The organism is Vibrio sp. qd031 (assembly GCF_002100145.1).
Taxonomy (GTDB): Bacteria; Pseudomonadota; Gammaproteobacteria; order Enterobacterales; family Vibrionaceae; genus Vibrio.
The window spans coordinates 82,411-89,683 of the sequence record NZ_JXQD01000029.1 but is presented as its reverse complement, the minus strand read 5'-3'; the positions used below and the strand labels follow the sequence as shown (position 1 = coordinate 89,683).

Below are 7,273 nucleotides of genomic sequence, written 5' to 3'. Positions count from 1 at the left end.
AACCATGAGGCTTAAATAAACTATAAGAAAAAGCCTGTGCGATGACTCACGAATTCACTCCAAACCCACTTTTATAACAGCGAATAAATCAAAAAAAAAAGATAAAAAATCATTTAGCCACACATCTACCCAGTCATCCACCATTATCTAAAAAAACAACAATAACAATTACTTAATGACACCTACTGACGTTCGACCGCATATGAATTTGATGTTTTGACATCATTTTACTAACCCATGGGGAACAAATTAAGCAGACTGACATCGAGCGCTATTTGTACTGATTAACAAGTACACTCGATTATTTCGTGAATAAACAAGCGCATTGATGGACAAACTAACATAGGAAAACCCAAGATGAACAAGACGTTGATTGCACTAGCTATCGCTGGTGCCACTATGGCAACAACTGCACACGCGGCAGAACTTTACAACAACGGCGACTCTACTTTTTCTGTAGGTGGTCACCTTTCTCTTTCTGCAGCGGGTTCTGACGAAGGCGATGTAGGCGTAACAAGCAACTCTCCACGTATCAACATGGAAGCGACTCACAACTTGGGTGCTGGTTACACTATGGACGTTAAAGGCGAGTGGGCAACTAACCTTCTTAACGGTGGTGAGCAAGCATTCACAACTCGTCTAGGTTACATGGGCATTACTCACGACGTATACGGTCGTGCAGTAGCAGGTACTCAGTGGGCACCTTACTACGACGTTGCTGGTGCTGCTGATATGCCAATCGCTTTTGCGACAGATTACCTATACGACGACCATGGTAACCTAGGTACTGGTCGCGCAAACTCAATGCTTTCTTACCGTAATAGCGTCGACTTTGGCGATGCTGGTGTATTTAATCTAGGTCTTGGTATTCAGGGCCGTACAGACACCGGATCAACAGAATACGTTTATGATAGTGAAGCTGATAGCCACAATGAAGTGACAAAAGGTGCTCACTACGGTAACAGAGCTCAAGTTGCACTATCTTATGACTTTGCAGGCTTCAACCTAGGCTACGCGTACAATTCTGGTGACTTCACTTTTGAAGACAACTCTAAGACAGAAACAGCCTCTTCTAACCTAGTTTCAGCGAAATACGGTTCTTACGGCGCAGGTCTTTATGTTGCAGCAGTATACGCTAACAACAACTTCATGAATGCATATGATTCGGCCGGTGCAAAAGATCGCTCGAATACTATCGAAGAGTCAACTGCAACTGAGTTCATTGTTGCTTACGCACTAGATAATAGCCTTAACGTGTCTCTTAACTACGAAAACGTAGAAGATGCAATTGATAGCAAAAATGTATTAAGCCATACTGCAATCCAAGCAGAATACAACTTCACTCCTAAGTTCGTTGGCTTCGCTGGTTACCAAGTCGACCTTGGTGATGATTACGGAAGCGAAAAAGACAATAAGTGGAACTTCGGTGCACGTTACTACCTATAATGCTTAACGTCTAATCTCAAAGCCCTGCCACTGGCAGGGCTTTTTGTTTTTGTTATACTGCGCAACAACTGTCGTTGAAGTTGCTGCTCATGTTCAAGATTTTCTTAACCTTTTTTGTTTTTTTGTTTTCGGCCACGGCGTGGACTGCTCCCTTTGACGGTATCGAGTATCTACCTGCAGGTAGTCGTGCTGCAATCTATGTCGCATCGGAGCAAGGCGCGGATATTATTTATAATAGTGAGCAACTTCTTCCACCGGCCAGCACACTTAAAATTCTCACCGCGCTTGCCGCCAAAATAGAGCTTGGTGACGATTTTCAGTTTGTTACTCAACTACAAAAAAGCAACCGCGATCTATTCTTAAGCTTCTCAGGAGACCCTAAATTAGCCCGCACCGACATAAAAAAACTTCTTCAAGAATATAAAACTCAACACGGAAACATCATCCCCGGCAATCTTTACATTGATGACCGTCAGTTTACTGGGTATGAGAAAGCCCCTGGTTGGCCGTGGGATAACCTAGGCGTATGTTATAGCGCTCCATCGAGTGTTGTCACTCTTGATGACAACTGCATCCAAGGCTCAATATCTAGCTTGGCGACCGGTCAAACGCGTGTCTACGTGCCACCTCATCAGCCTATTGAAGTCTCAACGGATACGATAACCCTAACCAAAGACCAACAAAAAATTCAGCATTGCGATCTTGAATTAACCACTTTTGGTAATACCTACCGACTCGCGGGCTGCATGGCAGAAAGAAGCAAACCACTTCCGTTAAAGTTTGCAATACAAGATACCCGAAGCTACGTATCGGCAACCTTAAGAGGCCTGCTCTCAGAGCTCAATATTTCGTTACAGGGTGTGATTATTACTCGGGCAAAACGAGACACACCAAATGAACTCACCCTGGTTGCGGAGCATCGTTCTCCGCCATTGTCCGATTTGCTAAAGATTATGCTTCAAGAGTCCGATAACTTAATCGCCGATAACGTGCTAAAAGCTTTGGGTCGTTCGTACTACCAAGCACCTGGAAGTTTCTCAAACGGTGCTGCAGCAATGAAAGCGATACTGGAATACCACACCAAAACGAACCTAGATTATGCTCAGTTTTTCGATGGCTCAGGACTGTCTCGCAATAACAAGATCACGGCAAGTCAATTAGCGTCAGTTTTACAATACATTCAACTTAATGACCACACACTCAATTTTATTGAACTGCTACCCACAGCTGGCGTAGATGGTACTTTAAAGTATCGCAGCAGCATGCGAGGTGATGATGTTAAAGGCCAATTAGCCGCGAAGAGTGGATCCTTGTTTGGAAGTATCAATATGGCTGGGTTTTCACTCGATGCGCAAGGCGAACCAAACAAATGGTTTGTACAGTTGATTGCCGACTATCATCCGCCGCAAAGTGAAACACCTGCGACACCGGTAGAAGCACCTTACACGTCGTTTGAGAAGGCCTTCTACCGACAGTTACTTACCGATTAACAGGCTAAGATAGCCCTAGGTACCAGTTTACTGTTGTGAAATAGATCCAGACACCTGAAATGTCCACCAGCGATGCGAGTATAGGGCTCACCATAACAGCAGGATCCATCTTCATTTTGTGAGCAATCAAGGGCATGATTCCACCAAGCAACGTGGATAACATGATTTGCACACTCAACGCGATGGAGATGGCGATGGCGATAAGTTCGATATCAAACCCACCGGTACTGTTGCTATCTCCAACAAAAATGATCCGCCCGACCATCACCGCTGAAACAATCACAGCAATCCAAACCGCAATTCGACTCTCTTTTCTTAACACTCTAAACCATTGCTTTGGCGAAATATTACCTAGCGCCAAACCTCGAGTGATCAAGGTTGCCGCTTGGGTTCCGGTGTTGCCACCAGCGGCAGCAATGACTGGCATGTAAACCGCCAAGAGCAGTAACTGACTTAACGTATCTTCGTACGAGGCGATGATCAAACCAGATACAATGCCAAACAACGCTAAAAGTACGATCCAAGGAGCACGTTGCTTGACGTGAGTAAATGTTGAAAGCTCGAAGTAGTCGCTCTGCTTAGACAGGTCGAAAGAAACCCCTAATAAGCTAGAGAGTTGGCGAGCTTTATCTGAAAATCCTTGATTTTGCAATTCGAGCAATAATTCTTGCACATTACCGACAGTGCATAGCTTTAACGTACTAAGCACATCACTCAGCTCACTCTCTTTTATCCAGAGAATTTGATCGGCTGGGCACAGAGAAGAAAAGGTAGAAAGGTCCAATGCATGGCACTGAACAGACGCAGATGAGATCTGCGTTTTATAAGATACGGCTGACATAAATGCCCCTTATTTCACATATGAGTAAGGCTAAATGTGGGAAAGGCAAGTCAACCGCTATGCAAGGCAGAGCGTCAGTTGTTACCTATCCCGTTTAGACTGGGAGGAAAATCAACGTTTTGCATTTTTTGTATGACAAATTAGGCTGCCCATTGCAGCGGCTGGATAATAACACTGCCGTTTGAAGGGGTTAAATGATCGTTTTAATATATTGTAAGAGATCATTTCACACAGTAAACAAAAGCATCTTCGGCCAAGTGTAACGTTTAGATACTGTCAAATGTCTCTGTCTACGTGCAAAATGCGCGCCTAGATAAGAACGCACAAGACAGGCCAATGACCAAAGTCTCCTAGGGATTCCGTTGCGGGCTTCTGTTGCCGTATTGAGGCGTGGGGGTTTGCTAAATCAACAAACTAACCTTCAAAAAACAAAAGATCGGGTGCGACTAGCAATGAAGGTGTTCTGATTCGAAACAAGCCAAACCTGTCGCTATTGAGTAAAACGACTGCACCGTTATTCGTTCAGAGTCCTAAAAGGTTGTGTTTGATAGATCAGAGCCTCTACTTCAAGCCGACTACTGATGGCGGGTCTTTACCAGTTAAGCATCACTAAGGGCCGTTAGGTCAATCACGGCATAATAGCTAAAGTTGGGTCAGACTCCGTACTTCAGGAAAACGTTGATGAGTGTACAGTAACAGGCTCATTGCTGTCTCCACTTCGTATATGATACCAACATCCATATCGGTAGAGCGGAGTTGGTTTACTTCCCCTTATAAACAGGGTTCTAAAGACATAAAAATAGCGCCTTTAAGGCGCTATTTTGTCAAGCCATTGCAACTAATGCAAAGAAAACCATGCTTACGTTATTTGATGGTAATTCTTGCGAATTTACGCTTACCAACTTGATAAACCGACGTACCAATTTCTGGCACCCATTTATTGTCTTCGATTTTCTCGCCGTCAACCTTAACCGCACCCGCTTTGATCATACGCATCGCATCAGACGATGAAGAGCACAATCCTGCTTCACGCAGAAGATTGCTGATTGGACGACCGTGGTCATACTCAAACTCAGGCATCTCGTCTGGGATCTGGTTCTTAGCAAAACGATTTACGAACTCTTGCTCAGCCGCTTCAGCGTCATCTTCACTGTGGAAGCGAGCAATAATCTCTTTAGCCAGTAAGACTTTTACATCACGCGGGTTTTTGCCCGCTTCAACGTCAGCTTTAAACTGCGTAATCTCTGCCAATGGACGGAAAGAGAGAAGCTCGTAATAGCTCCACATCAGGTCGTCTGAAATGGACATGATTTTACCGAACATCTCGCTTGGCGCATCCGCAACACCAATGTAGTTGTTGGCAGATTTCGACATTTTCTTCGAGCCATCAAGCCCTACCAGAAGAGGCATCATCAATACTACTTGCGGTTTTTGACCGTTCGATTTTTGCAGTTCGCGACCCATTAACAGGTTAAACTTCTGATCGGTACCACCCAGCTCTACATCGGTTTCCATCGCGACCGAGTCATACCCTTGAAGCAATGGGTACATAAATTCGTGGATCGCGATAGGTTGGTTGTCTTTATAACGCTTTTTAAAGTCGTCACGCTCGAGCATACGAGCAACCGTCTGGTTTGCTGCAAGACGGATCATGCCTTCAGCACCCAACTCGTTTAACCATTCTGAGTTAAATTGAATCTTAGTCTTGGCAGGATCTAGGATCTTAAATACTTGCTGCTTATAGGTCTCAGCATTGCGCAATACGTCTTCACGAGTCAAAGGTGGACGCGTAGTATTCTTGCCTGTTGGGTCGCCGACCATACCGGTAAAGTCACCAATCAGGAACGTCACGTCATGGCCAAGTTCTTGGAACGCACGCAGTTTGTTTAAAATCACCGTATGGCCTAGGTGAATATCTGGAGCCGTTGGATCCGCGCCCAACTTAATACGTAGTGGACGATTTTCTTTTAATTTTGCTATCAGCTCTTCTTCAGGGATCAGCTCGTCGACACCGCGCTTAATCTCTGCCAGTGCCGCTTCTAAATTGGCCATTGTGGTTTGCTCCCGCAGATTTTGAAATTACATTAAAGGAGAAGTGTACTTGAATAGCGCTTGGTTTTGAAACAGGTTAAACTACACAATTGTCTTTTTTTCACGTTTTTGACCACATAACGGAATATGCTGTCTATTTTCCAACGTTTACCCCTACTGCATCGCGCCCTAATTGCCCTTTTTACCGCAATAGTTGTGTTCGCGCTTTTTTTCTTGCCTGATGCACACCAACTGCATGACAATGAGAGCAAGCTTGAGGTCGGACGTCACTACCCTCTTGACATCAACAATGAAGCATTAAACCCAACACAGCGTATCGACCCTATGGTAGCGCTTGAGTGGCAAACCATCACCGTAGGCGATGGTGAAAGTGCAGCAATACTTTTTCAACGCATAGGTTTATCCCCTCGTCTGCTTCATCAATTAATCCATACCAATGACGACATTAAGAATCAGTTGTCACGCTTGCGTCCAGGTAACACGCTAAAGTTTGGATTTAACGACCAACGCGACTTAATTCAAATTCAACGTCAATTGAGTGAGTTTGAAACCTTTGTGATCACGCGCGATAGCAATGATGATTTTGTATCCAGCACAGAGAAAAAAGAGGTGAATACTCGCCTCAACTATGCAGAAGCGAGCATCAGCAGCAGTTTTTGGAATGCGGGCATCGCTGCAGGCCTTACCGCAAATCAAATCATGGAGCTTGCTGGGATTTTTGGCTGGGACATAGACTTTGCCTTAGACATTCGTGAAAACGATCGATTCCAAGTGTTATACGAAGAACGCTATGTCGAAGGAGAGATGATTGGCCGTGGCAAGATCATGGCTGCCCTATTCACCAACCAAGGTGATACTTTCACCGCCATCCGAGACAGTAAAACCGGCAACTTCTACGATAACCAAGGACGAGCAATGAAAAAAGCGTTTCTTCGCTCACCGCTCGACTTTAGACGCGTGACTTCAAGCTTCAACCCCAACCGTCGCCACCCTGTTACTGGCAAAGTCACGGCTCACCGCGGAACAGACTACGCAGCGCCTGTAGGTACGCCAATCTGGGCCGCTGGTGATGGTACGGTGCTGCAATCGGGCTACAACCAATTTAATGGCAACTATGTGTTTATCAAACACAGTAATACCTACATTACTAAATATCTGCACCTTAAATCGCGAAAAGTGAAAAAAGGGCAACGTGTTAAGCAGGGACAAACCATTGGTACGCTTGGTGGTACAGGCCGTGTTACTGGCCCTCATTTGCATTACGAATTCTTAGTCAATGGTGTACACAAAAACTCGCGCACAGTGAAATTGCCACAATCTAAATCACTCACCGGTGATCATAAGACGCAATTCTTAGCGGAAGCATCACAACGTATTGGTGAGTTAGAGCGTTACCAACACCTGCTTATTGGTGAATAATCAAATATAAAATGGGCACAGCCAG

5 protein-coding genes are annotated in these 7,273 nt (G+C 44.9%); 3 read left to right on the top strand and 2 right to left on the bottom strand.

Annotated features, from left to right (window positions below; translation table 11 throughout):
• Positions 1-357: 357 nt before the first annotated feature.
• Positions 358-1,446, top strand: a complete 1,089-nt coding sequence (locus ST37_RS16210) for a porin (RefSeq protein ID WP_084888317.1) — start codon at positions 358-360, stop codon at positions 1,444-1,446.
• Between the two features lie 89 nt (positions 1,447-1,535).
• Complete coding sequence (gene dacB, locus ST37_RS16205; RefSeq protein WP_084888315.1) at positions 1,536-2,936, top strand: serine-type D-Ala-D-Ala carboxypeptidase; 1,401 nt, start codon at positions 1,536-1,538, stop codon at positions 2,934-2,936.
• A gap of 4 nt (positions 2,937-2,940) precedes the next feature.
• Here the strand turns inward: dacB and ST37_RS16200 are convergent, their stop codons facing one another.
• Together ST37_RS16200 and tyrS are read right to left on the bottom strand one after the other, a co-directional pair.
• Entirely contained in the window at positions 2,941-3,777 is an 837-nt protein-coding gene (locus ST37_RS16200; RefSeq protein WP_084888314.1) for a magnesium transporter, read from the bottom strand.
• A gap of 864 nt (positions 3,778-4,641) precedes the next feature.
• A complete protein-coding gene (gene tyrS, locus ST37_RS16195) occupies positions 4,642-5,829 on the bottom strand; it encodes a tyrosine--tRNA ligase (protein ID WP_084888312.1) in 1,188 nt (395 codons plus the stop codon).
• Positions 5,830-5,955: 126 nt separating this feature from the next.
• Between tyrS and ST37_RS16190 the strand changes: the two genes are divergently transcribed.
• On the top strand, positions 5,956-7,248 hold the full coding sequence (locus tag ST37_RS16190; RefSeq protein ID WP_084888310.1) for a peptidoglycan DD-metalloendopeptidase family protein: 1,293 nt from the start codon (positions 5,956-5,958) through the stop codon (positions 7,246-7,248).
• The last annotated feature ends 25 nt before the right edge of the window (positions 7,249-7,273 follow it).

Excerpts from the sequence above, each read along its gene's own strand:
- ST37_RS16210 (WP_084888317.1), top strand. The coding sequence starts at position 358 with ATGAACAAGACGTTGATTGCACTAGCTATCGCTGGTGCCACTATGGCA.
- dacB (WP_084888315.1), top strand. The coding sequence starts at position 1,536 with ATGTTCAAGATTTTCTTAACCTTTTTTGTTTTTTTGTTTTCGGCCACG.
- ST37_RS16200 (WP_084888314.1), bottom strand. The coding sequence starts at position 3,777 with ATGTCAGCCGTATCTTATAAAACGCAGATCTCATCTGCGTCTGTTCAG.
- tyrS (WP_084888312.1), bottom strand. The coding sequence starts at position 5,829 with ATGGCCAATTTAGAAGCGGCACTGGCAGAGATTAAGCGCGGTGTCGAC.
- ST37_RS16190 (WP_084888310.1), top strand. The coding sequence starts at position 5,956 with ATGCTGTCTATTTTCCAACGTTTACCCCTACTGCATCGCGCCCTAATT.